Below are 24,786 nucleotides of genomic sequence, written 5' to 3'. Positions count from 1 at the left end.
GACGTCCATGACTCCGCAGACCCCCGCAGGCTGGTACCCGGACCCGTACGGGTCACCCGTTCTCCGCTGGTGGGACGGCAACCAGTGGACCGACGCCACGCATCCGACGGAGCAGCAGGCGACGGGTCCGGCCGCGTCCCAGCAGCAGGCCCCGGCGGGGCCGCAGGAGACGCCCGCCAATCCGACGCAGCAGTACGGCCAGCCCATGTACGGCCAGGGCCAGTACGGCGCGTACGGCGGCCCGGCCCCGAGCGGCCCGCAGCAGCACGAACAACCTTGGAGCGGCCCCCAGCAGCACGAGCAGCCCTGGAGCGGCCCGCAGCAGCACGAGCAGCCGTGGAGCGGCCCGCAGCAGCCGCCCCATCCGCACGACCCCCACCAGCCGGCTCCCCACCAGCAGCCCGTCGGCCATCAGGCTCCGGGCCACCAGCAGCCGGGCCAGCAGCCCTGGGGCGGCCAGCAGTGGCCCGGCCAGCCGGGCGGCCAGCAGTGGGGCGGCGCCCCCGGCCAGACCCCGCCCAAGAAGGGCGGCGCGCTCCCGTGGATCCTGGCCGGCGTGGCGGCCCTGGTCGTGATCGGCCTGATCGCCACGGTCGCGATCATCTTCGTCAACCGCGAGTCGACCCCGATCGCCCAGCCCACCCCCGGCCCGGCCCAGACCGAGCAGCAGCCCGACCCCACCCCCGAGAACTCGCCCGAGAACTCCCCCGAGGCCTCCCCGGAGACCTCGCCCACGCCCGACCCGAGCCAGCCGCAACAGGGCGCGGTCGAGCTGCCCGAGCCCGCCGACGGCCGGATCACCGACCCGCAGACCGGCCTGTCCTACGAGGTGCCCGAGGGCTGGACCGTGCCCCCGGCCGAGACCGTCAACGGCAACGACCCGCGCATGCAGCGCTGGACCAGCGCCCTGCAGGCCGTCTCGCACGCCAAGTACGACAGCGAGGAGGACTGGGTCGGCAACGTCTACACCGGACCGCTCAACCCGATCTACCCCTACACCGGCGTCGAGAGCCTGCAGAGCGCGGCCGAGACGGTCTTCACCGATTTCGCCCGCTTCTACGAGTCCGTGCCGCACCCCGCGCCCAAGATCCTCGCCAGCGAGGCGACGAAGGTCGGCGAGCGGAGCGCGTGGATCGTGGAGTTCCAGTTCGACTTCTCCGCCGAGTCCAAGGCCAAGGGCTACAAGTGGCAGAAGGAGAACGGCGCGGTCCTGCTGATCGACCGCGGCGACCAGCCGCCCGCGCTGGTCTACATCTCCGTCCCGGACAACCTGGGCGCGGACCTGGCGACCAAGCTGGTGAACTCGGTCCGCCTCTCCTGAGCCGGGTGGAGGGCGCGGCGCCGCCGAGCCCCTACGCTTGTGCTGGAAGCAAGGAGACTTCATGAGTGACTTCCTGGTCTGGATCGACTGCGAGATGACCGGGCTCGACCTTGGGCGTGACGCGCTCATCGAGGTGGCCTGCGTGGTCACCGACAGCGAGCTGAACCGGCTGGACGAGGGCGTGGACGTCGTCATCAAGCCCCCGCCGGAGGCGCTGGAGCAGATGTCGGACGTGGTGCGCGAGATGCACACCGCCTCCGGCCTGCTGCCCGAGCTCGGCGAGGGCGTGACGCTGGCGGAGGCGGAGTCGCTCGTGCTCGACTACATCCGCGGCCACGTGGGCGAGCCGAAGAAGGCGCCGCTGTGCGGCAACTCGATCGGCACCGACCGGGCCTTCCTGGCCCGCGACATGCCCGCGGTCGACGCCTTCCTGCACTACCGGATGATCGACGTGTCCTCCGTGAAGGAGCTGGTCCGGCGCTGGTACCCGCGGGTCTACTTCGCCGCGCCGGAGAAGCAGGGCGGTCACCGCGCCCTGGCCGACATCACCGAGAGCGTCCGGGAGATGCGGTACTACCGTGCGGCGGTGTTCGTCGCCCAGCCCGGCCCCGACTCGGCGACGGCCCGGGCACTGGCCGAGGGTGTCACGCGCTAATCGATGGCGTAAAGACTCCCGAACCCCGCTACACTTTTCTCTGTGCCGCCAAGCGCGGCACGCATGGTGGGCGTAGCTCAGTTGGCAGAGCGCCAGGTTGTGGTCCTGGATGCCGGGGGTTCAAGTCCCCTCGCTCACCCCAGGTCGGAAGGCCCGGTCACCCAGGTGGCCGGGCCTTTTCGCGGATTATCCACAAATCGGGACAATGCGAGTTATGCTCGCTGTCTAGCGCGTACGCCGGAAGCACGGGGGTATCGGCGACCGAAACGTCTTCGCCGCCCCGGAGGCCGGATGAGAGTCGACGACGCAGCCTACGAGCACGTGGCCATGTCACTGAGCAAGCGCGAGGCGGAGGTCATGGACCTCATCGCCCGCGGCGAGTCCAACGGCGAGATCGCCCAACGGCTCTTCCTCAGCGAGAAAACCGTGAAGAACCACGTGAACCGCATCTATTCCAAGTTGGGAGTGGACTCCCGCGGCACGGCGATCGGCGTCTGGCTGAGCCGTACCCATCCAGATCTCAAGACCTGATCCGCGCGGGCGCGGTGGTTCACCGCGCCCGTGCGGCTCGTACGGCGGGCGGCCGGCGCCCGCGTGTCCTAGGCCGGGGCGAGGCGGGACAGGACGCGTGCGCAGGCCGTCAGTCCGAGGTCCAGCTCCTCCTCAGTGACGTTGAGTGCCGGGCGGAGCCGGACCGAGCGAGGTCCGGAGGGCAGCACGAGCACGCCCTCCTCCTCGCGCAGCCCCGCGACCAGCGCGTCTCGCTGGCCCGGCGTGGGCAGGTCGATCGCGCACATCAGCCCGCGCCCGCGCGCGCCCGAGACCAGGCCGGGGAACTCCGCCTGGAGCTTGCCGAGCCGTTCCACGATCCACGTGCCGAGGGTGCCCGCGCGCTTGATGAGGCCGTCGCGCTCGACGATCTCCAGGATGGCCTGGGAGCGGACCATGTCGACCAGGCCGCCGCCCCAGGTGGAGTTGATCCGGCCGCTCACCCGGAAGACGTTGTCCGGCACGAGGTCCACGCGGCGGCCGGCCATGATCCCGCCGACCTGGACCTTCTTGGCGAACGCCACCACGTCGGGGGCCAGGCCGAGCTGCTGGTAGGCCCACGGGGTGCCGGTGGTGCCGCCGCCGGTCTGCACCTCGTCCAGGATGAACAGGGCGTCGTGCTCGTGGCACAGCGCCTGCATGGCCTGCAGGAACTCCGGGCGCATGTGGTTGTCGCCGCCCTCGCCCTGGATCGGCTCGGCGAGGAAGCAGGCGATGTCGTGCGGGTGGCGCTCGAAGGCGGCCCGGGCCTGGGCCAGCGCCTCGGCCTCGATCGCCTCGGTGTCCGGGAAGTGCGTGGCCGGGACGGGGATGCGCGGCCAGCCGAACTTGGGGAAGCGGTCGGTCTTGTTCGGGTCGGTGTTGGTCAGCGACAGGGTGTAGCCGCTGCGCCCGTGGAAGGCCCTGGTCAGGTGCATGACCTGGGTGCCGAGGTCCGGGGAGCGGCCGGCGGCCTCGTTGCGCCGGCTCTTCCAGTCGAAGGCGGTCTTCAGGGCGTTCTCGACGGCCAGGGCGCCGCCCTCGACGAAGAACAGGTGCGGCAGGTCGGGATCGGCCAGGACGCGCGAGAAGGTGTCCACGAAGCCCGCCAGCTCCTCGGTGTACATGTCCGGGTTGGCGGGCTTGTTCAGCGCGACCCCGGCCAGGCGGGCGGGGTCGAGCGGCGGGTTCACGCCCAGCGGGGCCGAGGCGAAGAAGGTGTAGAAGTCGAGGTATCGGCGGCCGGTCCGTGCATCGACCAACCAGGAGCCCCTGCTGCGTTCGAGATCGAGAACCAGCCGGTAGCCGTCGACGAGCAGATGGCGGGAGAGCCTGTCCAGAACGTCCATGAGCGCATCGTTCCCCGCTTTTGGCGGCGTTATACGGAATTTTTGCGCCCATGGCGAGCTATTTCGCGAGGCTTTTCACCTTGAAGGCCAGGACACACAAGGTGATCCCGTAGAGGATGGCGAACACGGCGATCAGCCAGATCATCGCGAGTGCCCCGGCGCCCGGCCAGATCACCAGCAGGATGCCGAAGATCACCCCGAGCACGCCGCTCAGGATGAGCAGCCACTCGTTGGTGATGGTCTTGCGGAGCCGTACGCCCGCGACGATCTGCGTGATACCGGTGAAGATCGCCCAGAAGGCGATGACGTAGAGCAGCACCAGTGTGGTCATGCCCGGCCAGACGAAGGCCACGATGCCCGCCAGGATGCCCAGGACGCCCATCGTGATCAGCCAGGCCTTGGAGCCCTTGGGCTGCTGGAAGCCGGCGAACAACGCGAAGACGCCGTCGACGAGGGCGTAGGCGCCGAAGAAGAGCACCAGGACCCAGAGCGTGATCCCGGGCCAGATCATCGCCATGATGCCGAAGATGATCGCGATGATGCCGCGTATCAGCAGCAACCACCAATTACGCGACAGTAGTTCCATGCACCGGCTATGCCCGTACGACCGTCAAAGCAGGGTCACAGCCCGGTGATCTTTACCCCCACCGTGCCGGCCGCGCCACGGCGGATCCGGCTGCTCCACACGATCAGCCGGCCGAGCACGCCGTACTTGCGGCCCAGCAGCGTCCGCACCCGCGCGGTCTCGGCCGGGTCGAGCAGTTCCGCCTTGCCGGGCACCGGCTCGCCGCGCAGGTTCCCGCGCACGTCGCAGGGGGCGACGGTGACGTTCGGGTCGCGCCGGATGCGCTTGATCTTGCCTGACGCGGTCACGGTCCAGAAGGCCAGCGCGCCCTCGCCGTAGGGCACGACCCAGACCGGGGTCGCCATCGGCGTGCCGTCCTTGCGGAAGGTGGTGACCGACACGTACTGCTCCGTACCAAGATTCACGATCACAAGCCTCTCAGGAATCTGGCCGCGACGGGCACCGCGACCTTCGCGCCCGAGCCGCCGTGCCGGACGAAGACGCAGAAGGCCAGGTCGTCCTGGTAGCCGATGAACCACGCGTGGTCGCCGCCGCCGGGGGTCTCGGCCGTGCCCGTCTTGCCGTACACGTCCTCGGGCAGGCCGCCCTCGCTGGCCGTACCGCCGCTGACCACCGTGCCCATCATCCGCCTGAGCTGCTCGATCACCACCGGATCCAGGCGTACGGCAGGCTGCCGGGCCCCGTCGATGCGGGTGGCCTCGGCGTCGCCGAGCAGCCTCGGCGGCTGCCACGTGCCGCTCCGGACCGCCGCCGCGACCGCGGCCATGCACAGCGGCGTCGCCTCCACCGTGCCCTGGCCGATCACCGCCAGCTTGAGCTCCTCGGGATCGCCGGGCTCGGTCAGCCGGCCGCAGCGCCCGCCCATCCCGGTGGCCAGCGGGCGGTCGGTGAACCCCCAGTCGGCCGCCACCCCGGCCAGGCGCGGCCCGAGCTCCCGCTCGTAGGCCTGCTGGACGAAGCTGGTGTTGCACGACCAGGCGAAGGCGCCCTCGAAGGTGGTCAGGCCCACCTCGAAGCCGGCGGCGTTGCCGACCGGGCTGTGGAAGGGGATCTGGTACGAGGCCGGGCAGTCCACCGGCGTGTCCGGCTGCAGGCCGGTCTCCAGCAGGGCCGCGGCGCTCACCACCTTGAAGGTCGAGCCGGGCGGGAAGTAGTCGGTGAACGCGCTGGCGCGCACCAGCCGGTCGGCCACCGCGAGCACCTCGCCCGTGCTCGCCCGCAGCGCGACGATCGCCGCGTCCTCGACCTCGTCCAGCGCCCGGGCCGCCGCCGCCTGCACCGGCCTCGACAGCGTCAGCCGGACCTCGGTGGTCTTGGGCGGGATCTCCTTGACCCGCTCGCCGGCCGCCACCAGCGCCCAGCCGACGCTCGTCCCCTCGAACTCGGTACGGAGCGCGTCGAGGTAGGCGTCGTTGTAGCCGCGGCGCGGGAGCTGGGCGCCCTCGGCGGTCACCAGCGTGACCGCGGGGCCCTCGACCGGCTCGACCTCGATGGTCGCGCCGCCCTTGAGCAGCGGGTGCAGCGTCTCGGGCGTCCAGACCACCTTCCACCGCCGCTCCCGTACGGCCAGGCGCAGCGTGCTCTCGAACTCCCACGGGCCGAACCGCTTCAGCCGCATCGTGCCGGTGAAGGGCACCTCGGCGGCGTCCGCGCCGGCCTGCCGTACCGGGCGGGGGCGCAGGTCCACCCCTTCGAGCTGGAGCGCCTCGGACAGGCCCAGGTGGCGGCGGGTGAAGTCGGCCGGCGGCCGGTCCACGAGGCTGCGCATGGCGTCCACGTCGCGGCCGGTCCACGCGCGGAAGTAGGCCCTGGCGGTCTGCTCGGCGCTGCCCCGCACGCCGCCGCTGCCCATCCCCACCGCGAAGGCCGCGGCGGCGACCACGCACAGGATGCCTATCCCGAGCGCGATCAACCTGCGGCGTCGCATACGGTTTTCTCCATGAGAAGGGGCGGACGGGACCCGATGCCCGGTACGTACCAGACGACCTTCGGGGACGTCGAGCTGCTGCGTGACCTGGACCGGCAGGACGGCTGGGTGCTGTCCAAGGAAGGCGTACCTCAGTCGTACGTCGACCTTCAAGACCCCACATATCTGGATTTCGAGTATGTCCGGCTCATGGCGGACGTGATCGACCTCTTGCCGGAGGGCCCGCTGGGGTGCGTCCACGTCGGCGGCGGGGCGTGCACCATCCCGCGCTACATCGCCGCGACCCGGCCCGGCTCGCGGCACATCGTGGTCGAACCCGACGCGCGGCTGGTCGATCTGGTGCGCGAGCAGCTCGACCTCAAGTCCGTGCCCAAGCTCAAGGTCCGCGTGGCGGGCGGGCGTGAGGGCACGGCCGGGCTCTGGGACGAGTCGGCCGACCTGTTCGTGCTCGACGCCTTCACCGCCGCGACCATGCCGGTGGAGCTGGCGACCCTGGAGTACATGGCCGACATCGGGCGGGTCCTGCGGCCCGGGGGGACGTTGCTGGTGAACATGGCCGACGGCAAGGGGCTGGCCTTCGCGCGCCGGCTCGCCGCGACCGTGCGGGAGCGGTTCCGGCACGTGGCGCTCATGGCCGAGCCGGGGATCCTGCGCGGGCGCCGGTTCGGCAACCTCATCCTGGCCGCCTCGGCCCAGCCGCTGCCGATCGAGCTGCTCGGCCGCCGCGCGGCCGGTGGGCTCACCCAGGCCAGGCTGGTCGAGGGGGACGCGCTCACCCGCTTCCTGGGCGGCGCCGCGCCCATCCACGACGGCGAGGCGGTCCTGGCGCCGGTCCCCCCGCCCGCCGTCTTCGGCTGATCTTCCGGGAGTCCTGCGGGGAACTGTCGGACCCGCAGGGCATGCTGGGCGGCGTCACTTCCCCGACCGGCGAAGGAGCCGACCATGGCCGAGGTCCTGCTGTTCCACCACGCCTGCGGGCTGACCGCCGGCGTGCGCGAGTTCGCCGACCGGCTCCGCCGGGAGGGGCACACCGTCCACCTGCCCGACCTCTTCGAGGGCCGGGTCTTCACCGACCTGAAGGACGGCCTGGCCTACGTGCGGGAGACCGGCTTCCAGACCGTCCTGGATCGCGGCCATGACGCCGTCTCAGGGCTTCCTGACGCGCTGGTCTACGCCGGGTTCTCCCTCGGGGTGCTCCCGGCCCAGTCGCTCGCTCAGACGCGTCCTGGGGCGCGTGGGGCGCTGCTGGTGGAGTCGTGCGTGCCGGTCACCGAGTTCGGCCCTTCGTGGCCGGCCGGGGTGCCGGTGCAGGTGCACGGGATGGAGGGGGACGAGGTCTTCGCCGGGGAGGGCGACCTGGAGGCCGCGCGTGCCCTGGTGGAGTCGGGGGCCGACGCCGAGTTGTTCCTCTATCCCGGTTCGTCGCACCTGTTCGCCGACCCCACCCTGCCCTCCTACGACCCGGCCGCGGCCGAGCTCCTCACCACCCGCGTCCTCGCCTTCCTGGCCCGCTTTTAACGGGACGTGGCGGCCAGGTCGAGGAAGAGCGCCGACGACCAGCCGAAGCCGGTGGTGGCGCGCTTGGCCTTGGTCCCGGTCAGCGGGTTCCAATACTCGTAGAGCCCGCCGCCGTCCCGCACGAGCTCCAGCACCCGGGCGGTGAGGTCGTCGGCGACCTGCGGATAGCCCGAGCGGCGCAGCCCGTCGATGATCAGGTAGTTCACGTTGAGCCAGACCGGCCCCCGCCACATGGCCTCGGGGTCGAAGTCGGGGTCGTCGTAGGCCACCGACGGCACCGGCGCCCAGAACGAGGCGGAGGTGAGCTGTGCGACCAGCGTGTCCGCGATCTCCCGTGGCAGCCGCCCGGTGAACAGCGGCATGAGGTCGAGCGCCGTCCTGGTACGGGCGACCTGGTCGCCGACCAGCGTGGTGAAACGGGCGCCGTCCCAGCGCCGGGCCACCAGCAGGTCCACCAGTTCCTGGGCCCGCCCTCGCCAGCGCGCCGCGTCGCCGGCGTGCCCGAGGGCGTCGGCGATGTCGGCCAGCCGGTCGTACTGGAAGGCCAGGTAGGCGTTGAGGTCGGGCGGCTCGGCGCGGGGACCGAGGTCCCAGATCGGCGAGTCGTCCAGGCCGGAGGAGTAGGGGTGCAGGTACTCCGCCAGGCCGTCCCCGTCGGGGTCGGAGGCGGTGAACCACCACTCCTGCGAACGCACCAGGCGCTCGTAGACCTCGGCGAGGAAGCCCCGGTCGGGGGCCACCTCGTGGATCTTCCACACCGCCCACGCGGCCAGCGGGGGCTTGGTGATCGGCACCAGCTCGCGCGGCGCTCCGCCGCCGACGTGCTGGTCCATCCGGGCCAGGTCGGAGCGGGGCAGGTCGGTGGTCTCGGCCAGCACGCCGTGGTCGTGCACGACGTCCGGGATGAGGCCGTCGGGGCGCTGGTTGTCGAGCAGGATGCGGATCTGCTCGCGGGCCAGCTCCGGGTCGCCGTGGCGCAGGCCGATGGCGTGGAAGTAGGAGTCCCAGTTCCAGAGGCCGACGTAGCCGTACTTGGAGGGGATCAGCGACTCGCGGCCCTGGATGTCGATCAGGTTGACACCCAGGGTCCACCACGCCATCTCGGCCCGCTCCCGCAGGTCGTCCGGTACCGCAGGCATCCGCTCCAGCCACCCCCGCCACCGGCTCTCCGCCGCCGCGACGATCGCCTCACGGTCACCGGCCGGGGCCGCGCCGACCAGGGTCAGGCACGGGGCGATCTCCGCCTCCCCGCCCTCCCAGGACGCGTTGAACCCCTCCCCCGCCTCGGGCGCGAGGAGGACCAGGGTGTCGCGGTCGGCGAAGGTCAGGACCACGCCGTCCTCGAACTCCACCCGGTACGGCAGCGCCTGCCGTACCGCCAGCTCCCGCGACCCCGCACGCACCCGCAGCCCGGTCAGGACGGTCGTGGCCGACAGCCGCGTCTCGTAGAGCGCCCGCGCGATCCACAGCGTCCCGTCCTCGGCCCCCATGACGAGCAGGCGCGAACCCCGCTCGGTGTAGGGCCGCTCGTCGAGATCGAGCACCATCAGCGTCCTCCGAGTCCGGAAGCGGCCATCGAGTTGATGATCCGCCGCTGCCCGATCAGGAAGGCGATCATCGTGGGCACGACCGCGATCGCCGAGGCGGACAGGATGAGGCCGTAGTCGATCGCGCTGTGCTCGCCCGAGAAGCGCTGAAGCAACAACGGCACCGTGAACAGTTCAGGGGTGTCAAGGAAGATCATCGGGAAGAAGAAGGAGTTCCAGGAGGCCAGGAAGGTGATGATGCCCATGGCTCCGAGCCCGGGCTTGATGTTGGGCAGGATGATGCTCCAGAAGATCCGCAGCCTTCCGGCGCCGTCGAGACGTGCCGCCTCCTCCAGCTCGACCGGGACCGCCCGGATGAACTGCCGCAGCAGGAAGACGGCGAACGGGTTGGCGAGCGTCGGCATGATCAGGGCCATGTGGGAGTCCACCCAGCCGATCTTGGCCAGCATGAGGTAGAGCGGCACGATCGTGACGTGCAACGGCACCATCTGCGTGGCCAGGAAGAGCACGAACAGCACGCCCGAGCCGCGGAAGCGGATCCGGGCGAAGGCGTAGGCGGCCATCGCCGAGGTGAGCAGCGTGAGCAGCACGTTGACCACGGCGATGTAGAAGCTGTTCCAGTACGCCAGGCCGAAGGGCATCTTCGCCCAGGCGTCCGGATAGTTCTGCGCCCGCCAGGGGTTGGGCAGCCAGGAGAGCGGATCGTTGATCATCTGGTGGATGCCCTTGAAGGAGGTGAGCAGCATCCAGATGAAGGGGAAGAGCATCAGCAGCCCGCCCACGGCGAGCCCGCCGTGCAGCGCTATCTGACCTTTGCGCATGTCGGGCCTTAGGAGTCGTAGTGGACGAGGCGCTTCTGCACCGCGAACTGGCCGAGGGTGACCAAGAGGGTCAGGACCATGAGCAGCAGCGCGGCGGCGCTGCTCATGCCGAGCTCGAAGTCGCGGAAGCCGAGCTTCCACACCTGGTAGACGATGGTCCGCGCGCCCTCGTTGTGCGCGGGGTTGACCAGCACGTAGATCAGGTCGAAGGCCTGGAACGAGCTGATCACCGCGACCACCGTCGAGAAGAAGATGGTGGGCGAGAGCATGGGGAGGGTGACCGACCGGAAGGCTCGCCAGGGGCCGGCGCCGTCGATCCGGGCCGCCTCCAGCAACGCGGGCGGGATGGTCTGCAGCCCGGCGAGGAAGATGACCACGTTGAGCCCGAGCGAGGACCAGATGGTCACGATCGAGATCGCCACGGTGACCCAGGTCGTGCTGCCCAGCCAGTCGACGCCCTCGATGCCGAACCAGCTCTTGAGCGTCGTGTTGAGCACGCCGCTCTCGTCGTTCGCCAGGATGACCTGCCAGATGATCGACGTCGCGACGGAGCTGGTGATCACGGGCAGGAAGTAGAGCACCCGGTAGACGTTGGCCGCCCGGCCCTTGATGCTGTTGAGCGCGACGGCGATCAGCACGGCCAGGCCGAGCCCGACCGGGACGGTCAGCAGGGCGATCTTCGTGGTGTTCCACACCGCACCCAGGAACTCGGGGTCGGTGAGCTGGGCGGAGAAGTTGGCGAAGCCGACCCAGGAGCTCTCGGTCAGCCCGTCCCACTTCATGAAGGCCAGCACCACCGCGTACAGCAGTGGGATGACCAGGAAGATCACCAGCGCGAGGACCTGCGGTGCGAGGAAGAAGGCCGCCCACCAGCCGTCCCGGGTCCTGATCTGGTCAGGCGCCTTGGGGACGGCCGGTGTACGGGTCCTGGTCAGGACAGCCACGACCTAGCCCAGCTTGCTCTCGACGAGCGACTGCAGCTCGGTCATGCCCTGCTCGAAGGCGAGCTTGCCCTGCCAGATCTTCATGAGGTGCTCGTTGATCTCGGCGGTGAGGCCCGGCACGGCGACCTCCTCGGGGTAGTTGGCGAAGCCGGTCTCCCGAACGTCCAGGAAGGTCTGCGCGTGCGCCGGGTAGTTGCCGTCGAGGACGATGGAGTCCGCACCCTTGATCGACGGCACCGCGGCGCCGCTCTTGAGCCGGATGGCCTGGCCTTCCTTGCTGACGAACTCGGTCAGGAAGGTGAAGGCCTCCTTGGGGTGGGCGGTCTCCTTGTTCATCGACAGGTAGGAGGCGGCGACAGCGCCCGAGATCGGCTCACCGGTCTCGCCCGGGAACGGAACGATGTCGTAGTTGGCCAGGTCACCGCCCTTCTTGACGGTGTCGATCACCCAGCGGCCGCCTGCGTAGAAGCCGGCCTTGTGCTTGACGAACTGGGTGTTGGCGCCGTTGCTGGCCGGCAGCAGGTCGACCGACACGAAGGTCTTGTCGGCGTAGCCCTTGGCCAGCGTCTCCAGGGCCTTGCGGGACTTGGGGTCGGTGGTGGCGACGAACTTGCCGCCGTCCCAGACCTTGCCGCCGAAGCCGTGGATCATGCTGTAGGTCGAGCCGTACCAGTTCCAGAAGAGCGAGCCGGACTTGCCCGCCGCCACCAGCTTGGCGTTCATCTCCAGGTATTTGGCCATGGTCCACTGCTTGGCCTCGTTGAGGGCGGCGGGGTCCTCGGTGATGCCGGCTTCCTGCAGCGCCTTCTTGTCGTACCAGAGCACCTCGGGGTTGACGTCGTTCGGGACGCCGTAGATCTGGCCGTCCTTCTTCGCGCCGCCGAAGATGCCCTCGGAGAAGTCCTCCGGCTTGCTCTTGGAGTCCGGGCCGGACAGCTTGTCGTTGAGCGGGCTGAGCACGCCCGCGGAGACGAACTTGCCCATGTTGTCGTCGCCGACGAAGAAGACGTCCGGCGCGGTCTTACCGGTGAGCTGGGTGAGCAGCTTGGGGTGGTAGTCGGCGTACTTCGGGACCGACTCCAGCTTCAGCTTGATGTTCGGATAGCGCTTCTGGAAGTCCGTGGTGAACTCCTCGTAGAGCTTCATGTCGTCGGCCGAACCCCAGGTGGCCCACCTGATGGTCACGGGACCGCCCGCCTCGCCGCCGGTGTCCTGCTTGACGCCGGGTCCCGACGCGTTGCCGCCACCGCTGCACGCGGTCGCCGCCAGCGCCAGTACGGCCAGCACAGCCAGTTTCTTCATGGGGGGTTACCTTCCTAAGCGAGTCCGCCGCCGTCGACGACGAGGGCGGATCCGGTGATGTAGCTGGCGGCGTCGCTCGCCAGGAAGAGCACGGCCTGAGCGATCTCGTCAGGCGTGCCGGAGCGGCCCATGGGCCGGTCGGCGGCGTCCTTCTCGAAGGCCGCCCAGTCCTCGTTGAGCTGGCGGGCTTCCTCCCGCAGCATCGGGGTGTCGGTGTCGCCGGGATTGACGGAGTTCACCCGGATCCCGTCCTTGGCGTGGTCGATCGCGAGCGCCCGCGTCATGTTGACCACCGCGGCCTTGGAGGCGCAGTACGAGATCGCGTTCCCGCCGCCCTTGAGACCCCAGCCCGAGCCGGTGTTCACGATCGCGCCGCCCTGGGTCATGAGCGGGATCGCGTACTTGCACATCAGGAAGACCGAGCGCACGTTGACCGCCATGACGCGGTCCCATTCCTCGATCTCCAGGTCCACCGCGGTGAAGCGGCGGATGATGCCGGCGTTGTTGAACAGCACGTGCAGCCCGCCGTAGGTGTCCACGGCGGCGCGGACGACGCGCTCGCAGTCCCCCGGCTGGGAGACGTCGGCCGCCACGGCCAGGCCGCCGATCTCGGCGGCGACGCGCTCGGCGCCCTCGCCGTCGAGGTCGGCCACGACCACCTTCGCGCCTTCCGCGGCGAAGAGGCGGGCGGTGGCGCGCCCGATGCCGGAGGCTCCGCCGGTGACGACGGCGACCTTGCCTGCGAGTGTGTTCATGCGTTTTCCATCCGATAGATCGTGCTTTCGCGGTATCCGGTGATCACCCGGACGTGTCCGCTGAGTCGCTGGTCCGTGTCCTGGTCGCCGGTGTCCAGCAGCAGCGGCCGGCCGTGCAGGGCGGCGAGTTTCTGCTGGGTGGCCAGGACCAGGAGGTCTTGGGTACGGCGGAGCACCCGGGGCGAGATCTGCTGGTTGCCGCGGCCGAGCACGAAGCCCTGGCCGCCGATCGCCGACAGCACCACCACGGCGCCCTCCGCCAGGGGCAGGAGCCCTTCCTCCGCCACGTCGGCGGCGACGAGTTCGCCGTCGCGGACCACGTCCACGCCGAGGAGCGTGGTGGCCAGGCCGAGCCGGCGGCCCACCGCGGCGGTGGTCGCGCCCGGCCCGAGGATGTAGGTCACGCCGGGCGCCATCCGGGCGACCACCTCGCGGGCGATCGACTCGGCCGAGCCCGGCGCGGTGCCCGAGGAGCCCGCCTTGCGGCTGGACAGCTTGCGCCCGGCCGCGGGGACGCGGAGCGTGCCGTACAGCTTGGGGGTGACGGCGCCCCTGCGGTACTGCTCCTCGTCGAGGTCGACCACCTCGGCCTCGGTGGTGTCCCCGGTCCACTCGGCGGCCAGCAGGCCGGCGGCGGCGGGGCTGAGCGCGAAGCAGCCGGAGTAGACCTTGACCCCGGCCGGGATGCCGAGCACCGGGATCGAGGGCCCGGCGTCGAGCACGTCGCGGGCGGTGCCGTCGCCGCCGGCGAAGAGGATCAGGTCCGCCCCGGCCAGGGCGCGCACGGCGGTGACGGTGTCCGCCGCCGTGGTGGCCGCACCGGATGGCGGGCCGAGCACCGTGCAGGCGCCTCCGGCGGCGCGGACGCTGTCCTCGCCCATCGCGCCCGGTGCGGTGACCAGGCGCACGTCCGGGCGCGCGGTGAGCAGAGCCCGTACGGCCCGCGCCGCCCGCTCACCCGCCCGGGGCACCGCGCCCCGGTCGAGCGCGGCCCGCTGCACGTCGGCCCCGTCGCTGCCTTTGAGCCCGGCGCTTCCGCCCAGCCCGGCGACGGGGTTGACCACGAGCCCCACGGTCGGCGCGTTCACCACGGGTCAGCCCTTCGACAGGTGCTTGCGCACGTAGGCCCGCCAGGTGGGCGCCCACTGCTTGGGGTCGTCCAGCGGGGACATGTCGATCTTGTGGACCGTGGAGTTGTACGGCGCGCCCTTGACGAAGGCCGGGTCGCGGCGGGCCTCCTCGGCCACGTGGGCGAGGATGGCCGCGTACTCGTCGAGGTCCTCCTTGGAGTAGGACTCGGTCGGCTCCAGGGTGAAGGGCTCGGGCACCAGGTAGGGGTGGTGCGAGGTCCAGTAGTGCACGCCGAAGTCGGCGGCGCGCACGCCGATCTCCTCCGAATGCACCCCGGTCTCCTCCGACAGCTCCTGCCAGGAGTAGCGCACCTGCTCGACGCGGCGCTTGTCCCACGGGACCGACGCGCCGGGGATCTGCAGGATCTTGTGCATCAGGTAGTTGTTGTTGAGCACCGCGGTCTCGGCGACCGAGCGCAGGCCCTCGGCGCCCATCGACATGATCCACGCGTAGGCGCGCACGATGTTCGGCGTGACGCCCAGGCCCGGCCGGATCTTGCCGACCGTCTGCTCGGGCGTGGTCAGCACGTACTGCGAGCCGTCGAAGTCCACCACCGGTCCGGGCAGGAACGGGATGAGCTTCTCCGACACGCCGCAGGCGCCGGCCGCCGGCCCGCCGCAGGCGTGCGGGGTGGAGAAGGTCTTGTGCAGGTTGAAGTGGCCCAGGTCGAAGCCGGCGTCGGCGGCCCGGGTGATGCCCAGGATGCCGTTGGCGTTGGCCTGGTCGTAGCAGGCCAGACCGCCGACGGAGTGGACCAGCTCGACGAACTCCGCGATGCGCGGGTTGAAGATGCCGGTGTCCTCCGGGTTGGTGATCATCAGCGCGGCGGTGCGCGGGCCGATGGCCGCCTTGAGCGCCTCGATGTCGGGGTAGCCGTCGGCGTCCGGCATGAGGGTGATGACCTCGTACCCGGCCGTCTTGGCGCAGGCCGCGTTGGACGGGTGCGAGAACATCGTGGTGATGACCTGGTCGCGGTGCGTGTCCCCGCGCGAGGCGTGGTAGGCGCGGATCATCGCGATGTTGGCGTAGATCGCCGCCGAGCCGGAGCCGGGCTGCAGCGAGACGCGGGCCATGCCGGAGATCTCCGCGAGCATGCGCTCGAGGTTGTGGTAGATCTCCAGGACGCCCTGGACCGAGTCGGTGGGCTGCTCGGGGTGCAGGTCGGCGATGTCGGCCAGGAAGCGGTCGTTGACCTTGGGGCTGTACTTCATCGTGCAGGTGCCCTGGCCGACGTCGATGTTGAGGTCGACGCCGAGGTTCTCCTGCGACAGGCGCAGGTAGTGCCGCACCACGTGGAGCTGGGACAGCTCCGGCAGCGCCGGGGGCTGCGCTCGCCGTACCGACTCGGGCAGCTCCACCTTGGGCGCGCCCGGCGCGGGTACGGCGAGGCCGCGCCGCCCTGGCTGCGACAGCTCGAAGATCACCGGCTCGTCCCAGCGGGCCTGGTGGAAGCGGCGGAGCGCCGGCTTGGGCTTGACCGGGAGCTCGGCGAAGGACTCGCCGTGACCGCTGCTCATGCGAGGACCTCCTTGACGGCTGCCGCGAGCCGGTCGATGTCGGCGATGGAGTGGCGCTCGGTCACGCAGACCAGCACGGTGCGCTCGTCGAGCTGGACGCCGCCGAAGATGCCCTTGGCGCGCAGGCCGGCCAGCAGCGCGGCGGCGTCGGGCACCTCGAGGGCGAACTCGCGGAAGTGGATCGCGTCGGCGTGCTTGACCAGCGGGGCCAGCGCGTCCATGGCGTAGCGGGTGCGGGCGAGGATCGTCTCGCCGAGCTCGCGCATGCCTTCGGGGCCCATGAGCGCGAGGTAGACGCCGGCGGTGATACCCCACAGGGCGGCCGCGGTGCCCACCCACTCCTTGCCCTCCTCGCGCAGGGCGAAGGAGGTGCGGTCGTAGAAGACGTCACCGAAGCCGTACTCGCCCTCGACCGCGGTCGGCGCGATGCCGAACAGGCGGGAGGGGAACTCGGCGACCAGCGGCTCGTGGTCCTGGGTGGCGATGTAGCCGGCGTGGCCGCCGCCGTAGAACTGGTGCATGCCGAGCGGCTGGATGTCGCCGCAGGCGATGTCGGCGCCGTAGGCGGCGGGCGGGGCCAGCACGCCGAGCGAGATGGGGTCGGCGCCGACGACCAGGAGCGCGCCGTGGGCGTGCGCCAGGTCGGCCAGCTCGCGGCCGCGGGTCTCGACGACGCCGTAGACGTTCGGCGTCTCCAGGTAGATCGCGGCGTAGCTCTCGTCGAGGGTGATCTCGCCGATCTCGCCGTTGGCGGCCACCGGAGCGAGCTCGATGGTGATGTCGGGGGCGAGGAAGTCGCGCAGCTTGCTCATCTTGTCGCGGTTGACCGCGCCGGACACCAGCACCTTGGAACGGCCGGTGTAGCGGGCGGCCATCCGGATCGCGGTGCCGGAGGCCTGGAAGCCGTCGTAGGTCGGGACGTTGACGACGTCCATCTCCAGGAGCTCGCCCATCATGCTGACGTACTCGAAGAGCGCCTGGAACCGCCCGTGGTCCTCGTACGGCTCGCCGGCGTAGGCGGTGAGGAACTCGCTGCGCGAGTTGACCTCGTCGCAGACGGCGGGCACGTAGTGCGGGTAGGTGCCGTGGCCGAGGAAGCTGAGCGCCTCGGTGTTCTTGGCGAACAGCCCGCGCATGTGCTGGACCAGCTCGTACTCGGCGACCAGCGGTTCCGGCAGGTCGAGCGGCCGGTCGAGGCGGAGCGCGGCGGGGATGTCCGCGTAGAACTCCTCGACGCTCTCCACGCCGAGCTCGGCGAGCATCTCGGCCCTGACGCGGGGCTCCGCGTTGGGGATGTAGGGGTGAGTCACTTTCTTCCTTCGAGTCGGAGCACGACCGCGTCGCGGGGCGCGAGTTCGATCTCGCCTTGCCTGGAGGTCGCGGTGAGCAGGTCGGTGCCGGCCTGCGGGAGGGTGATGCGCTGGGGGTCGGTGGTGTGGTTCAGGAGGAACAGGTGGCCGGCCCTCCTGACCGCCTCGACGCCTCGCGGCACCTCGACGCCGTGCACGTCCGCCCGGGCGAGCACGGTGTCGAGGAAGGGCGCGGGGTCGTCGAGACGGCAGCTCAGGTAGGTGACGCCGCCCTTGCGGGTGATCGCGGGGCGGCCGTCGAGCTCGCCGCCCCGGTAGCGGGCGACGACCTCGGCGTCGGTGGCGTGGATCCACTCGGTCCAGGTGCGGGCGGCACCGGCGGTGGTGGCCTGGGTGACGCCGTCGTGCAGCGGCCAGAACTCCTCGACGGTGACGCCGAGCAGGTCGCGCAGCGGGCCGGGCGCGCCGCCGGGGTGCACCTGGTCGGCCGCGTCCACGACGCCGCTGAACGGGCCGACGACGAGCTCGCCGTCGAAGGCCGACAGCGCCTTGGCGCTCTCCTCGGTGCACAGGTACAGGTTGGGCACGATGACCAGGCGGTAGCCGGTCAGGTCGCGGCCGGGCGGGGCCAGGTCGACGGCGATGCCGCGGGCGTGCAGCGGCCGGTACCAGTCGAGCAGGAGCTCCTTGAGCTTGAGCCGGTCGGAGGGCATCGACTCGGGCGCCTCCAGCCCCCACCAGGAGTCCCAGTCGAGGACCAGGGCGACCTGGGCCTGCTCGTAGCTGCCGGCGACCTCGGCCAGGGCCTTGAGGTCGCGGCCGAGCTGGAGCGTCTCCTGCCAGCCGCGGGTGGCGGTGCCGCCGTGCGGGAGCAGGGCGGAGTGGAACTTCTCCGGGCCGAAGCGGGCCTGGCGCCACTGGAAGAACATCACGCCGTCGGAGCCGTGCGCGAGGGCCTGGAGGCTGTGCAGGCGCATCATGCCCGGCGGCTTGGGCGCGTTGACCGCCCGCCAGGAGACCGCGCTCGGCGAGGACTCCAGCAGCAGCCACGGCTGCCGCTTCAGCGAGCGCATCAGGTCGTAGCTGAGCGCGATGGCCACGTGCGACTCGGGGTCGGCCGGGTCGGGGTAGGCGTCGTCGGTGACGAGGTCCTCGGCGGCGGCCCACTTCCAGTAGTCGAGGCCGTGCAGGATGCTCATGAAGTTCGTGGTGACCGGGATGTCCGGGGTGACCTCGCGCAGCGCCGCCTTCTCCGCCTCGAACAGCTCCAGGAGCGCGTCGCTGCAGAAGCGCCGCCAGTCGAGGAGCTGGGCCGGGTTGACCGGGCCGGGCGCGGTGCGGGGCGGCTCGACCTGGTCGAAGCCGGTGTAGAGCTGGCCCCAGCAGGAGGTGCCCCAGACGGCGTTGAGGCCGCCGATCGTGCCGTAGCGGGCTTCGAGCCAGGTGCGGAAGTGCGCGGCCGAGACCTCGCAGAAGCACTCCAGGGTGTGGTCGGCGTACTCGTTGCCGATGTGCCACATCTTGAGCGCGGGGTGGCTCGCGTAGCGGGTGGCGAGGGTCCGCGCCAGCCGTACGGCATGCGTCCTGTAGACCGGGGAGCTCGGGCAGTAGCCCTGCCGGGACCCGAACTCCAGGCGGACGCCGTCGGCGGTGACCGGCATCATCTCCGGGTGCGCGCGCACCAGCCACGGGGGCGGCGTCGCGGTCGCGGTGGCGAGGTCGGCGTCGATGCCGTGCTCGTGGAGCAGGTCGAGGATCCGGTCGAGCCAGGCGAAGTCCCAGGCGCCCTGCTCCGGCTCCAGCCGCGACCAGGAGAAGACGGCGACGGTCGCCATGTTCACCCCGGCCTCGGACATCAGCCGAAGATCCTCGGCCCAGACCTCTTCAGGCCACTGTTCGGGGTTGTAGTCCCCGCCGAACCTCAGCACTCAGCTCCCCTTACAACTTGATCTATGCCATGTAATATTTTGTATGCAGAATTCATAGTGCAGTATTTTGAATCTCGTCAAGAGCTAAGGTGAGCGCATGCCGATCGAGCGACGACCGCTGCGGGAGCAGATCAGGGACGAACTCCTGCGCCGGCTGGATCGCGGCGACTTCTCCGCCGGCACCGACATCAACGAGGCCTCGCTCGCGACCGAGCTGGGCGTCAGCCGCACCCCCCTGCGCGAAGCACTCATCACCCTGGCCGGCGAGGGGGTGCTGGAGAGCAACCAGGGGCGCGGCTTCCGCTTCGCCCCGGTCAGCCGCAAGGAGTTCCGCGAGCTCTGCGAGATCGTCGCGGCGCTGGAGTCGCTGGCCCTGGAGCTGTCCGACCCCGGTCACCTGCGCAAGATCGGGCCCGAACTGCTCAGCCTCGCCCGCGACTTCCCCGATCCGGTGGCCGAGCAGCAGGAGATCGAGCGGCACGACGACGAGTGGCACGACCTGCTGCTCAGCGGCTGCCCCAACGAGCGGCTGCTCGACCTGATCACCAGCGTCAAGGCCGGGATGCGGCGGTACGCGCACCTGCAGGCGGGTGACGAGGCGCCGCTCGAACGCGAGGCCGACGAGCACTGCCGGATCGCCGAACTCCTCGTCGACGGGGACCTCGACGGCGCGAGCGCGGCCCTGCGCGACAATTGGGTCAACGGCATGGAGCGGATGATGTCCCGTATCCCGGGGTAGGCCACGCCGGAATAGTTGAAAACTAAACTTGGTTGTGTCCCCCCGAAGGGAGACCACACATGCCCGCCGTAACCGTTGAGAACATCCTCGCCCTGCCTCGCATCCCCGAGGACCTGGGCCGAGACCGCAAGGTCCTCGCCGTCGAGACCGCGCCCAGCGGGTTCGAGGGCGAAGGCTTCCCGGTCCGCAAGGCGCTCGCCACCATCAAGCCGTCCTACCTCGACCCGTTCGTGATGATGGACCAGATGGGCGAGGTCGACTACGCCCCGGGCGAGCCCAAGGGCACGCCCTGGCACCCGCACCGCGGCTTCGAGACCGTCACGTACATGATCGACGGCACCTTCGACCACCAGGACTCGCACGGCGGTGGCGGCACCATCACCAACGGCGACACCCAGTGGATGACCGCCGGATCCGGCATCCTGCACATCGAGGCTCCGCCGGAGTGGCTCGTCACGCAGGGCGGCCTGTTCCACGGCATCCAGCTCTGGGTGAACCTGCCGGCCAAGGACAAGATGCTGGCGCCCAAGTACCAGGACATCCGCGCGAACAACGTCGTGTTGCTGAGCAGCTCCGACGGCGGCGCGCTGGTGCGGCTGATCGCGGGCGACGTCGCCGGCCACGCCGGTCCCGGCGCCACGCACACGCCCATCACGCTGCTGCACGCCTCGGTCAGCCCGGGCGCGAAGCTCACCCTGCCGTGGCGCAAGGACTTCAACGCCCTGGCCTACGTGCTGTCCGGCAAGGGCAGCGCGGGCGCGGAGAAGGCGCCGGTCACCGCCGGGCAGCTGGCCGTCTTCGAGGGCTTCGGCAACCGGCCCGGCCTGGCCACCGAGGCCGAGACGATCACCCTCACCGCCTCGGCCAAGTCACCCCTGGAGGTCATCGTGCTCGGCGGCGAGCCCATCGGCGAGCCGGTCGCGCACTACGGCCCCTTCGTGATGAACACGCGCGAGGAGCTGGTCCAGGCCTTCGAGGACTACCAGTCCGGCAGGTTCGGCAGCATCCCCGCCGGTCACTGAGCCGGTACGGCTCCCGCCGTCTGCCGCCAGATCAGCCCGTCGCGCGCGACCAGCGTCCCGAAGGTCGTGTACGGCAGGCCGTCCAGAGCCATCACCGCGCTGTAGAAGACCGTGTCCCCGGTCGTCCGCAGCGCGGTGAGCTCGACCACCTCCGGCTCCCTGGCCAGGTAGGCGGCGAACAGGTCCCTGATCTCGTCCGGCCCGGCCGCGACCAGGTCGAGCCGGACCACCACCGCCTCCGGGTGGTACTGCGCCAGCAGGGCGCCGAGGTCACGCTCCCGGATCGCCTTGAGCTGCCGCTCGAAGAGCTCGTTCACCGCGACACCTTCCGCTGCGCCGCGAGCGTCGCGGCCACCACCACCAGCGCGGCCCCGATCAGGGCCGCCGCGTACCCGCCGGGATGCAGGATGAGCTGCTCGACCCCGACGCCGAAGGCCACCAGCGCCATCGCCAGCGGCAGGTGCGAGTACACCCAGATCTGCCCGGCCGCCCGCGTGCGCAGCACGACCCGGCCGTCGAGACGGTCGAAGTACAGCGACCACACCACGACCGTCACGGCCACCCCCGCCGCGGCGATGAGCAGGGTGAGCGGGGTGAGCGCGTGGCCCTTCACGCCGAGCACGATGGCGGCCACCACCTCGCCGAGCACGATGACCACGAAGAGCCCGAACCGCTCCGGCAGGTGTTCCGACTGCGGCGGCAGCTCGCCCTGGTAGCGGCGCGACACCAGCGGGGTGGCCAGGTCCACGACCATCGCCACCGCCCAGGCGGCGTACCGCGCCGGCCCGGTCAGCGCCAGCGAGAGCAGCCAGATGGCCGCGGCGGCCGAGAAGCCGGTGACGTAGCTGAGCGCCAGCCGCCTGGCCTGCGGCACGTGCCGCGAGACGCGCAGGTAGGCGACGATCAGCAGGAGCCGGACCGCGACGTAGGCCACGGCGAACAACGCCGAGCGGTTCACCGGGTCGCCGAGGGCGGCGGCCATGAGCACGACGGCCAGCAACTGGGCGCCGACCAGCAGGCGGTGGCTGAGGTCGTCGGTGTCGAACCGGTTGGCGTAGAAGACGTAGCCCGCCCAGGCCCACCAGACGGGGACGAACAGGCCGAGGAAGCCGGTCAGGTCGTGCTCGCCGAGCAGGCCGGCGAGTTCGGCCACGGCGACGACGAAGACCAGGTCGTAGAGGAGTTCGAGCCAGGTGGCGCGGCGCTCGCCGGTGTCGAGCAGCCGTAATCTCGGGCGTTGCCACCCAGGGTGCGTGATTGCCATGTAAGCCTGTAATCACGCACCTGTGCGCTCTATTCCGCGCTAGCCGAGGCTGAGGCAGGCCACCCTCGGTCCGGCGGTGCCGTCGGGCTTGGTGGGCTGGGCGTGGATCACCGCCGACTTCGGCGTCATGGCGCCGAGGCTCCAGGAGTGCTTGGCGGTGGCCTGGCCGGTGCCGGCCTCGTCGGTGGTGAGGTCGAGCCACACCTCGCTGGTGGCGTTGGCCTGGCCGTGGGTGTGCTGGAAGTGCGGTCCGGCGTCGTCGGGCTTGGCGCCGCAGGCGTTCGCGTGCAGGTGCGCGCCGTAGGTGCGCTGCGGCAGGAGGCCCTCGACGGTGAGCGAGGAGACCGTGCCGGTGGCCGTGGAGTCGACGGAGGCGCTGGCCCGGGCGCCCTCGGGGGCCAGGGCGCGGTCGTAGACGACCAGGTCGCCCCCGGCCAGCCGTACGCCGGAGGCCGATCCGGGCTGCGCCGATCCGTTGTGTGCCGGACCAGTGTGCGCGGGCGCGTGCGCCGGGGTGCCGGAGACCGGCTGCTGGGCGGCGCACCCGGCGGCGAGCACCAGGACGGAGGTGAGGGTGAGCAGTCGCGGCGTTGTCACGCTGCCCACCCTAGTGACTACGCTCCGTGCTTCGCGGCGATACCGTCGATGATCTCGGCGAGCTGGTGGTCGAGCTCGGTGAGCCCCCCGGTGTCGTGCGTGGTGAGGACGAGATGGAGCTTTCGCCAGCGGATGTCGATGTCGGGATGGTGGTTCAGCCGTTCGGCCTCGACCGCGATCTCGTCGACGATCCGGATGGCGGTGGGGAAGTCCGGCGCCTCGATGGTGCGCCGGAGCTCGTTGTCATGCTGCGTCCACATGAGCCTATTTAAGCGCGCCCGCGCCGAGGCCCGACTGGATCTGCCGCTGGAAGATGATGTAGATGACCAGCACCGGGATGATCGCCAGGTTCATGGCGGCGAACAGGGCTGGCCAGTCGGCCTCGTACCCGGCGATGGTGGAGATGTCGGCGATGCCCTGGGTGATGACCCATTTCGAGCGGTCGGCCGGCACCAGCGCCAGCGGGAGCAGGTACTGGTTCCACTGCCCGAGCACGTTGAAGATGGTGATGCTGACCAGGCCCGGCTTGGCCATCGGCAGCATGACCTGGAAGAACGTGCGGGTGTGCGACGCGCCGTCGATCTTCGCCGCCTCGGCCACCGCCTCCGGCAGCGTGCGGAAGAACGCGGCCAGGAAGAAGACGGTGAACGGCAGCGAGTAGGCGATGTAGACGACGATCAGGCCCAGGTAGGAGTTGAGCAGCCCGACCTGCTTGACCACGAAGAACAGCGGGGTGATCGCCAGGAAGACCGGGAAGGCCATGCCCGAGACGAACAGGAAGTAGATCAGCTTGCTGCCGACGAACTTGTACCTCGCCAGGACGTAGGCGGCCATCGAGCCGAAGAGCATCGTGCCGAGCGTGCTGAAGAAGACCACGATGACCGTGTTGATCATGTACTGGCCGACGTGCGCCTTCTCCCAGGCACGGGCCCAGTTGTCCCAGCGGATCTCGCCGGGCAGTTGCAGGGCGTCGCCGAAGATCTCGGTGTTGTCCTTGAAGGCGGCCAGGAAGGTCCACAGCAGCGGCAGGATGATCAGCAGCGCCCAGACGACCAGAGCGAGATGCGACAGGCCGTTGAACACACTCGGCTTGGGCTTGGAAGCACGCATTAGAGCTCGATCTTCTCGCGCCGGGTGACGCGCAGGGTCAGCACCGCGAAGGTGATCGTCAGGAAGAACAGGGCGACGCCCATGGCCGAGGCGTAGCCGACCTTGCTGTAGGAGAACGCGCTCTTGAAGATCTCGACCGGGAGCACGGTGGTGACCCCGTCGGGGCCGCCGGCGTCCAGGGTGAGCACCTGCACCAGCGCGAAGCAGTCGAAGGCGGCGATCCCCAGGTAGACCCAGCCGACCTGCACGGTGTCGCGCAGCAGCGGCAGGGTGATGCGGAAGAACAGGGTGAAGCGCCCGGCCCCGTCCAGCGCCGCCGCCTCGAAGTAGTCCTTCGGGATGGCCGCCATGCCGGCCGAGAAGAGCACCACGTAGAACCCGACCGCCTGCCAGACCATGACCGCGATCAGCGACCAGAGGGCCAGGTCCGGGTCGCTCATCCAGCCGACGGGCTCGCCGCCCAGCTTGATCAGCGCCCCGTTGATCACCCCGGCCTCGTCGGGCCGGTAGATCGCCTTCCACAGCACGCCGACGATGGCGACCGCGAGCACCTGGGGCGCGAAGAACACGACCTTGTAGAAGGTCGAGCCCCACACGCCCCGCATGCCCGCCCCGCGCGAGCCGCCGCCCAGGTTGAGCAGGAAGGCGAAGACCAGCGCGAGAGCGAGCACGACGAGCGGCATCACGAGCAGGACGATGCCGTGGGTCCGCAGGGCGTTCCAGAAGACCTCATCGTTGAAGAGCTTGGTGAAGTTCTCCAGCCCGACGAAAGCCGGGTTCGCCTGGTACCCGTTCCAGCTCGTCAGCGAGAGCTGAAAGGCCTGGATGTACGGGCTGATCACGAACACCACGTAGAGCGTCACGGGAACGACGAGGAATCCCGCGACGAAACCGTACTTGCGAAGCCGCTCCATC

General features: G+C 70.4%; 25 protein-coding genes, 1 tRNA gene and 1 pseudogene. 8 read left to right on the top strand and 19 right to left on the bottom strand.

The annotated features are described in order from the left end of the window. Nucleotides 1–7: 7 nt before the first annotated feature. The 4 genes from ACIBG7_RS42320 (at nucleotide 8) to ACIBG7_RS42305 (ending at nucleotide 2,507) form a co-directional block, all read left to right on the top strand. Nucleotides 8–1,321: an APA family fibronectin-binding glycoprotein gene (locus ACIBG7_RS42320; protein WP_397339955.1), complete on the top strand. Its 1,314-nt coding sequence runs from the start codon at nucleotides 8–10 to the stop codon at nucleotides 1,319–1,321. Nucleotides 1,322–1,382: 61 nt separating this feature from the next. Then, nucleotides 1,383–1,976: an oligoribonuclease gene (gene orn, locus ACIBG7_RS42315; RefSeq protein WP_357935375.1), complete on the top strand. Its 594-nt coding sequence runs from the start codon at nucleotides 1,383–1,385 to the stop codon at nucleotides 1,974–1,976. Nucleotides 1,977–2,042: 66 nt separating this feature from the next. Further along, nucleotides 2,043–2,118, top strand: a tRNA-His gene (locus ACIBG7_RS42310). 149 nt (nucleotides 2,119–2,267) lie between these two features. Then, on the top strand, nucleotides 2,268–2,507 hold the full coding sequence (locus ACIBG7_RS42305) for a response regulator transcription factor (protein ID WP_357935372.1): 240 nt from the start codon (nucleotides 2,268–2,270) through the stop codon (nucleotides 2,505–2,507). A gap of 68 nt (nucleotides 2,508–2,575) precedes the next feature. Here ACIBG7_RS42305 and lat read toward each other — a convergent pair whose 3' ends face one another. The 4 genes from lat to ACIBG7_RS42285 form a co-directional block, all read right to left on the bottom strand. Beyond that, the gene (gene lat / locus ACIBG7_RS42300) at nucleotides 2,576–3,853 is read right to left on the bottom strand and encodes an L-lysine 6-transaminase (RefSeq protein ID WP_397339954.1); all 1,278 of its coding nucleotides are present in this window, start codon (nucleotides 3,851–3,853) and stop codon (nucleotides 2,576–2,578) included. Between the two features lie 58 nt (nucleotides 3,854–3,911). Then, nucleotides 3,912–4,412: an HdeD family acid-resistance protein gene (locus tag ACIBG7_RS42295; RefSeq protein ID WP_357935367.1), complete on the bottom strand. Its 501-nt coding sequence runs from the start codon at nucleotides 4,410–4,412 to the stop codon at nucleotides 3,912–3,914. Between the two features lie 62 nt (nucleotides 4,413–4,474). After that, a complete protein-coding gene (locus ACIBG7_RS42290) occupies nucleotides 4,475–4,843 on the bottom strand; it encodes a PPOX class F420-dependent oxidoreductase (protein WP_357935364.1) in 369 nt (122 codons plus the stop codon). A 2-nt stretch (nucleotides 4,844–4,845) separates the two neighbouring features. Continuing rightward, the gene (locus ACIBG7_RS42285) at nucleotides 4,846–6,366 is read right to left on the bottom strand and encodes a penicillin-binding transpeptidase domain-containing protein (RefSeq protein ID WP_357935361.1); all 1,521 of its coding nucleotides are present in this window, start codon (nucleotides 6,364–6,366) and stop codon (nucleotides 4,846–4,848) included. Nucleotides 6,367–6,378: 12 nt separating this feature from the next. On the opposite strand from ACIBG7_RS42285, the gene ACIBG7_RS42280 reads away from it, so the two are divergent. Together ACIBG7_RS42280 and ACIBG7_RS42275 are read left to right on the top strand one after the other, a co-directional pair. After that, nucleotides 6,379–7,224, top strand: coding sequence for a spermidine synthase (locus ACIBG7_RS42280; RefSeq protein WP_397339953.1), 846 nt, complete (start codon nucleotides 6,379–6,381; stop codon nucleotides 7,222–7,224). 75 nt (nucleotides 7,225–7,299) lie between these two features. Further along, nucleotides 7,300–7,884, top strand: a pseudogene (locus ACIBG7_RS42275) (dienelactone hydrolase family protein); the annotation flags it as partial. On the opposite strand, the gene ACIBG7_RS42270 reads toward ACIBG7_RS42275, so the two are convergent. Genes ACIBG7_RS42270 through ACIBG7_RS42230 form a run of 9 tightly spaced genes read right to left on the bottom strand, consistent with a single transcriptional unit; the run spans nucleotide 7,881 to nucleotide 19,139 of the window. Then, nucleotides 7,881–9,431 carry an amylo-alpha-1,6-glucosidase gene (locus tag ACIBG7_RS42270; RefSeq protein WP_397339952.1) on the bottom strand — a complete coding sequence of 517 codons (1,551 nt, stop codon included), beginning with the start codon at nucleotides 9,429–9,431 and terminating at the stop codon, nucleotides 7,881–7,883. The pseudogene ACIBG7_RS42275 and the gene ACIBG7_RS42270 overlap by 4 nt on opposite strands. Continuing rightward, nucleotides 9,431–10,252 (bottom strand): carbohydrate ABC transporter permease, encoded by an 822-nt coding sequence (locus ACIBG7_RS42265; RefSeq protein ID WP_397339951.1) that lies wholly within the window; start codon nucleotides 10,250–10,252, stop codon nucleotides 9,431–9,433. The genes ACIBG7_RS42270 and ACIBG7_RS42265 overlap by 1 nt, the downstream gene beginning before the upstream one ends. A gap of 8 nt (nucleotides 10,253–10,260) precedes the next feature. After that, nucleotides 10,261–11,196, bottom strand: coding sequence for a carbohydrate ABC transporter permease (locus ACIBG7_RS42260; RefSeq protein ID WP_397339950.1), 936 nt, complete (start codon nucleotides 11,194–11,196; stop codon nucleotides 10,261–10,263). Between the two features lie 3 nt (nucleotides 11,197–11,199). Then, the gene (locus ACIBG7_RS42255) at nucleotides 11,200–12,498 is read right to left on the bottom strand and encodes an ABC transporter substrate-binding protein (protein WP_397339949.1); all 1,299 of its coding nucleotides are present in this window, start codon (nucleotides 12,496–12,498) and stop codon (nucleotides 11,200–11,202) included. 14 nt (nucleotides 12,499–12,512) lie between these two features. After that, nucleotides 12,513–13,253 carry an SDR family oxidoreductase gene (locus tag ACIBG7_RS42250; protein WP_357935343.1) on the bottom strand — a complete coding sequence of 247 codons (741 nt, stop codon included), beginning with the start codon at nucleotides 13,251–13,253 and terminating at the stop codon, nucleotides 12,513–12,515. Continuing rightward, nucleotides 13,250–14,344, bottom strand: a complete 1,095-nt coding sequence (locus tag ACIBG7_RS42245; protein WP_397339948.1) for an ATP-NAD kinase family protein — start codon at nucleotides 14,342–14,344, stop codon at nucleotides 13,250–13,252. The genes ACIBG7_RS42250 and ACIBG7_RS42245 overlap by 4 nt, the downstream gene beginning before the upstream one ends. Before the next feature lie 3 nt (nucleotides 14,345–14,347). Beyond that, a complete protein-coding gene (gene gcvPB, locus ACIBG7_RS42240; protein ID WP_357934961.1) occupies nucleotides 14,348–15,901 on the bottom strand; it encodes an aminomethyl-transferring glycine dehydrogenase subunit GcvPB in 1,554 nt (517 codons plus the stop codon). After that, the gene (gcvPA, locus tag ACIBG7_RS42235) at nucleotides 15,898–17,211 is read right to left on the bottom strand and encodes an aminomethyl-transferring glycine dehydrogenase subunit GcvPA (RefSeq protein ID WP_397339947.1); all 1,314 of its coding nucleotides are present in this window, start codon (nucleotides 17,209–17,211) and stop codon (nucleotides 15,898–15,900) included. Before gcvPA ends, gcvPB begins: the two co-directional genes overlap by 4 nt. Then, entirely contained in the window at nucleotides 17,208–19,139 is a 1,932-nt protein-coding gene (locus ACIBG7_RS42230) for a beta-galactosidase (protein WP_397339946.1), read from the bottom strand. The genes gcvPA and ACIBG7_RS42230 overlap by 4 nt, the downstream gene beginning before the upstream one ends. Nucleotides 19,140–19,236: 97 nt before the next feature. On the opposite strand from ACIBG7_RS42230, the gene ACIBG7_RS42225 reads away from it, so the two are divergent. Continuing rightward, the gene (locus ACIBG7_RS42225) at nucleotides 19,237–19,878 is read left to right on the top strand and encodes a GntR family transcriptional regulator (protein ID WP_357934969.1); all 642 of its coding nucleotides are present in this window, start codon (nucleotides 19,237–19,239) and stop codon (nucleotides 19,876–19,878) included. A gap of 59 nt (nucleotides 19,879–19,937) precedes the next feature. Beyond that, complete coding sequence (locus ACIBG7_RS42220) at nucleotides 19,938–20,900, top strand: pirin family protein (RefSeq protein ID WP_357934972.1); 963 nt, start codon at nucleotides 19,938–19,940, stop codon at nucleotides 20,898–20,900. Here ACIBG7_RS42220 and ACIBG7_RS42215 read toward each other — a convergent pair. The 6 genes from ACIBG7_RS42215 to ACIBG7_RS42190 are packed head-to-tail and all read right to left on the bottom strand — an operon-like array spanning nucleotide 20,894 to nucleotide 24,785. Further along, nucleotides 20,894–21,217, bottom strand: coding sequence for a nuclear transport factor 2 family protein (locus ACIBG7_RS42215; RefSeq protein WP_397339945.1), 324 nt, complete (start codon nucleotides 21,215–21,217; stop codon nucleotides 20,894–20,896). The genes ACIBG7_RS42220 and ACIBG7_RS42215 overlap by 7 nt on opposite strands. Further along, nucleotides 21,214–22,164 carry a low temperature requirement protein A gene (locus ACIBG7_RS42210; RefSeq protein ID WP_397339944.1) on the bottom strand — a complete coding sequence of 317 codons (951 nt, stop codon included), beginning with the start codon at nucleotides 22,162–22,164 and terminating at the stop codon, nucleotides 21,214–21,216. The genes ACIBG7_RS42215 and ACIBG7_RS42210 overlap by 4 nt, the downstream gene beginning before the upstream one ends. A gap of 39 nt (nucleotides 22,165–22,203) precedes the next feature. Then, entirely contained in the window at nucleotides 22,204–22,761 is a 558-nt protein-coding gene (locus ACIBG7_RS42205) for a superoxide dismutase family protein (RefSeq protein WP_397339943.1), read from the bottom strand. Nucleotides 22,762–22,778: 17 nt separating this feature from the next. Beyond that, nucleotides 22,779–23,021 carry a 4a-hydroxytetrahydrobiopterin dehydratase gene (locus ACIBG7_RS42200; RefSeq protein WP_357934984.1) on the bottom strand — a complete coding sequence of 81 codons (243 nt, stop codon included), beginning with the start codon at nucleotides 23,019–23,021 and terminating at the stop codon, nucleotides 22,779–22,781. A gap of 4 nt (nucleotides 23,022–23,025) precedes the next feature. Then, nucleotides 23,026–23,871 (bottom strand): carbohydrate ABC transporter permease, encoded by an 846-nt coding sequence (locus tag ACIBG7_RS42195; RefSeq protein WP_357934987.1) that lies wholly within the window; start codon nucleotides 23,869–23,871, stop codon nucleotides 23,026–23,028. Beyond that, entirely contained in the window at nucleotides 23,871–24,785 is a 915-nt protein-coding gene (locus ACIBG7_RS42190; protein ID WP_357934991.1) for a sugar ABC transporter permease, read from the bottom strand. Before ACIBG7_RS42190 ends, ACIBG7_RS42195 begins: the two co-directional genes overlap by 1 nt. Nucleotide 24,786: the final 1 nt, after the last annotated feature.

The sequence above is a fragment of the Nonomuraea sp. NPDC050328 genome, assembly GCF_044459405.1.
Classification (GTDB): Bacteria; Actinomycetota; Actinomycetes; order Streptosporangiales; family Streptosporangiaceae; genus Nonomuraea.
Note: the sequence above shows the minus strand (reverse complement) of the source record. Positions and strands in the feature narration are given on the sequence as shown.

What these genes read in the sequence shown, in the direction of transcription:
- ACIBG7_RS42305 (WP_357935372.1), top strand. Translation starts at nt 2,268, where the DNA reads ATGAGAGTCGACGACGCAGCCTACGAGCACGTGGCCATGTCACTGAGC.
- ACIBG7_RS42270 (WP_397339952.1), bottom strand. Translation starts at nt 9,431, where the DNA reads ATGGTGCTCGATCTCGACGAGCGGCCCTACACCGAGCGGGGTTCGCGC.
- ACIBG7_RS42190 (WP_357934991.1), bottom strand. Translation starts at nt 24,785, where the DNA reads ATGGAGCGGCTTCGCAAGTACGGTTTCGTCGCGGGATTCCTCGTCGTT.
- ACIBG7_RS42265 (WP_397339951.1), bottom strand. Translation starts at nt 10,252, where the DNA reads ATGCGCAAAGGTCAGATAGCGCTGCACGGCGGGCTCGCCGTGGGCGGG.
- gcvPB (WP_357934961.1), bottom strand. Translation starts at nt 15,901, where the DNA reads ATGAGCAGCGGTCACGGCGAGTCCTTCGCCGAGCTCCCGGTCAAGCCC.
- orn (WP_357935375.1), top strand. Translation starts at nt 1,383, where the DNA reads ATGAGTGACTTCCTGGTCTGGATCGACTGCGAGATGACCGGGCTCGAC.
- lat (WP_397339954.1), bottom strand. Translation starts at nt 3,853, where the DNA reads ATGGACGTTCTGGACAGGCTCTCCCGCCATCTGCTCGTCGACGGCTAC.
- ACIBG7_RS42225 (WP_357934969.1), top strand. Translation starts at nt 19,237, where the DNA reads ATGCCGATCGAGCGACGACCGCTGCGGGAGCAGATCAGGGACGAACTC.
- ACIBG7_RS42200 (WP_357934984.1), bottom strand. Translation starts at nt 23,021, where the DNA reads ATGTGGACGCAGCATGACAACGAGCTCCGGCGCACCATCGAGGCGCCG.
- ACIBG7_RS42280 (WP_397339953.1), top strand. Translation starts at nt 6,379, where the DNA reads ATGAGAAGGGGCGGACGGGACCCGATGCCCGGTACGTACCAGACGACC.
- ACIBG7_RS42195 (WP_357934987.1), bottom strand. Translation starts at nt 23,871, where the DNA reads ATGCGTGCTTCCAAGCCCAAGCCGAGTGTGTTCAACGGCCTGTCGCAT.
- ACIBG7_RS42320 (WP_397339955.1), top strand. Translation starts at nt 8, where the DNA reads ATGACTCCGCAGACCCCCGCAGGCTGGTACCCGGACCCGTACGGGTCA.
- ACIBG7_RS42250 (WP_357935343.1), bottom strand. Translation starts at nt 13,253, where the DNA reads ATGAACACACTCGCAGGCAAGGTCGCCGTCGTCACCGGCGGAGCCTCC.
- ACIBG7_RS42255 (WP_397339949.1), bottom strand. Translation starts at nt 12,498, where the DNA reads ATGAAGAAACTGGCTGTGCTGGCCGTACTGGCGCTGGCGGCGACCGCG.
- ACIBG7_RS42285 (WP_357935361.1), bottom strand. Translation starts at nt 6,366, where the DNA reads ATGCGACGCCGCAGGTTGATCGCGCTCGGGATAGGCATCCTGTGCGTG.
- ACIBG7_RS42210 (WP_397339944.1), bottom strand. Translation starts at nt 22,164, where the DNA reads ATGGCAATCACGCACCCTGGGTGGCAACGCCCGAGATTACGGCTGCTC.
- ACIBG7_RS42220 (WP_357934972.1), top strand. Translation starts at nt 19,938, where the DNA reads ATGCCCGCCGTAACCGTTGAGAACATCCTCGCCCTGCCTCGCATCCCC.